We start from the raw sequence: 2206 nt of genomic DNA, 5'->3' as shown, positions 1-2206 counted from the left end.
CTCTGCCGCTAGCCTCATCAGCGGTTTAATTGCTATGCTGGTTTCTTGGGCGCAAATTGGCTCACCTCTGCGTCCGGGTTTGGATTTTATTGGTGGGACGCGACTGCAATATGAATTGGATTGTCAAATACCGAATAATTGCAGCAAACCGATCGACGTAGGCACAGTTAGGCAAATAGTAGATGCTCAAGGTCTAACTAATAGCAGCATCCAAGTGGTAGGTCAGTACGGTCTTTCTGTGCGGACAAAAGAAAGAGATTTGAAAGTCGAGCAACGCACGCAGCTAGAAAAGGATCTCAGCGAAAAAATTGGCACTTTCGATCCTAATAAAACTCAAATCGATACGGTTGGGCCTACAGTCGGACGGCAGCTCCTCAGTACGGGTTTGTTAGCTTTAATGATTTCGTTTTTCGGTATTATCGTTTACATGACCGTCCGATTTGAGTTGGACTACGCCATTTTTGCGATCGTCGCTCTGTTTCACGATGTTTGGCTGACGGCGGGCTTTTTCGCTATCTTCGGTGTAGTCCTGGGGGTGGAAGTCGATAGTTTATTTATAGTCGCTTTGCTGACGATTATCGGTTTTTCAGTTAACGATACTGTGGTTATTTACGACAGAATTCGGGAAATTATCAGCAAAGATGGCAATCGTGCGATCGCTGATATTGTAGATGATGCGGTCAATCAAACGTTGGCGCGATCGATCAACACTACATTAACTGTATTGCTAACATTGCTTTCCATCTTCCTATTTGGCGGAGAAACCCTGAAATACTTTGCTCTTGCCTTAATTATCGGCTTTAGCACAGGTGCTTACTCCAGTATCTTCATTGCCAGTTCTCTGTTAGCTTGGTGGAGAGAACGCACCGGTCGCGGTATCCCCGCTCCCGCAGAAGGGTTAAGTCAGGTTGATGCTACCAGTTCCAATGATGCCAGCAGTGTTTGAACGTTAAGATCTGGTGCAGGATATCTAAAACCTTCCCACACTTTGCGGGTAAAATCCCTATGGATAGACCGGAACACAAATCCGAACTAACAGATGAAATAGGAACCGCCAGCCTTGACCCAAAGTTCCAAAAGCAAGTGCAGCGATTGCACAATCTCACCGTCTGGGGTAGGTGGTCGATCGTTGCTTTGCTTTGGTTAACTGTAGCTCCCTTGAGCTTGTGGAAACTGCGATATGAAATTACTTTATTGCAGCAGCATTTCACCTGGACAGCCGTTAAATACGGTATTGCTTACAATCACTTACCAGCAATGGGATTGGCTTTATGTGTCGGGATGACTGCTGCTGTTCTCATCTGGCAAAGTCGTAATATTTTAGTGGGAATGCCACAGGAGGAACAGCGACGTCTGGAAAAACAAGTCAATCGAATTCGTCAACAAGGTTCGACTCATCCTCTGTGGAAGTGGGTGGTGGGGAATGGGTAGCTATCAGTCAATTTTGGATTTTAGATTTTGGATTTTGGATTGGCTGGGCAATAATAGGACGGGGGTTGAAATTCGGCCAAATTTTTTGATGATTCGCCTTGAAATGAGAGGCTTGAAACTCCTTTTTTTCAGTCAGTAGTACAGAACAACTAACAACTAACAACTGACTAATGACTAATCGCCAATCTATTAGAAAAGGATACGAAGAATACAGCGTTAAAGGTTTTTACGAGCAATTTGGCGATGAATACAGGAATCCTCACGAAGTTGCCATTCAACAAGTTCTACAAATAGCTGTCGAAAAATGGCAGTTGAATTTGCACAAAGTTTTGGATTTAGCTTGCGGTAGCGGCGAAGTTACTTTAGCGCTGAAAAGTTTGGGAGCTACGTATGTTGATGGTATCGATCCATATACGTACAATGCCTACTTGCAACGAACGGGAAAGCAAGCAGAAAAATATACGTTTGAAGAGATTGCATCCGGAATTCTTTGTGATAGGCATTATACCATTATAATTTGCAGTTTTGCTTTGCATTTGGTGGAAGAATCGCGCCTGCCTTTATTAGTTTACCAGTTGAGTTTAATTGCCAACTCAATGGTAATTATTACACCCCACAAGCGTCCTCAGCTAAAGCCTGAATGGGGATGGATTTGCTTGGACGAGATTGTGTTCGATCGCGTGCGATCGCGTTTTTATAAAATTAAAAATTTCTCTCCCTAATTACTTATAATTAAACGTAGGGTGGGCAATGCCCACCTAATTAGGTAATCTGA

3 protein-coding genes are annotated in these 2206 nt (G+C 43.6%); all 3 read left to right on the top strand.

Features of this window, described 5'->3' with window-relative positions; all coding sequences use genetic code 11:
• Window positions 1–946 (top strand): protein translocase subunit SecF (secF, locus tag H6S82_RS30140; RefSeq protein ID WP_191057240.1); only part of this gene is annotated, 946 nt, incomplete at its 5' end.
• A 59-nt stretch (window positions 947–1005) separates the two neighbouring features.
• Window positions 1006–1431, top strand: a complete 426-nt coding sequence (locus tag H6S82_RS30135) for a hypothetical protein (RefSeq protein WP_190464438.1) — start codon at window positions 1006–1008, stop codon at window positions 1429–1431.
• A 170-nt stretch (window positions 1432–1601) separates the two neighbouring features.
• A complete protein-coding gene (locus H6S82_RS30130) occupies window positions 1602–2153 on the top strand; it encodes a class I SAM-dependent methyltransferase (protein ID WP_190464439.1) in 552 nt (183 codons plus the stop codon).
• Window positions 2154–2206 lie beyond the last annotated feature (53 nt).

Source organism: Planktothrix sp. FACHB-1355, from assembly GCF_014748295.1.
Lineage (GTDB): Bacteria > Cyanobacteriota > Cyanobacteriia > Cyanobacteriales > Aerosakkonemataceae > Aerosakkonema > Aerosakkonema funiforme_A.
Note: the sequence above shows the minus strand (reverse complement) of the source record. Positions and strands in the feature narration are given on the sequence as shown.

What these genes read in the sequence shown, in the direction of transcription:
- H6S82_RS30135 (WP_190464438.1), top strand. Translation starts at nt 1,006, where the DNA reads ATGGATAGACCGGAACACAAATCCGAACTAACAGATGAAATAGGAACC.
- H6S82_RS30130 (WP_190464439.1), top strand. Translation starts at nt 1,602, where the DNA reads ATGACTAATCGCCAATCTATTAGAAAAGGATACGAAGAATACAGCGTT.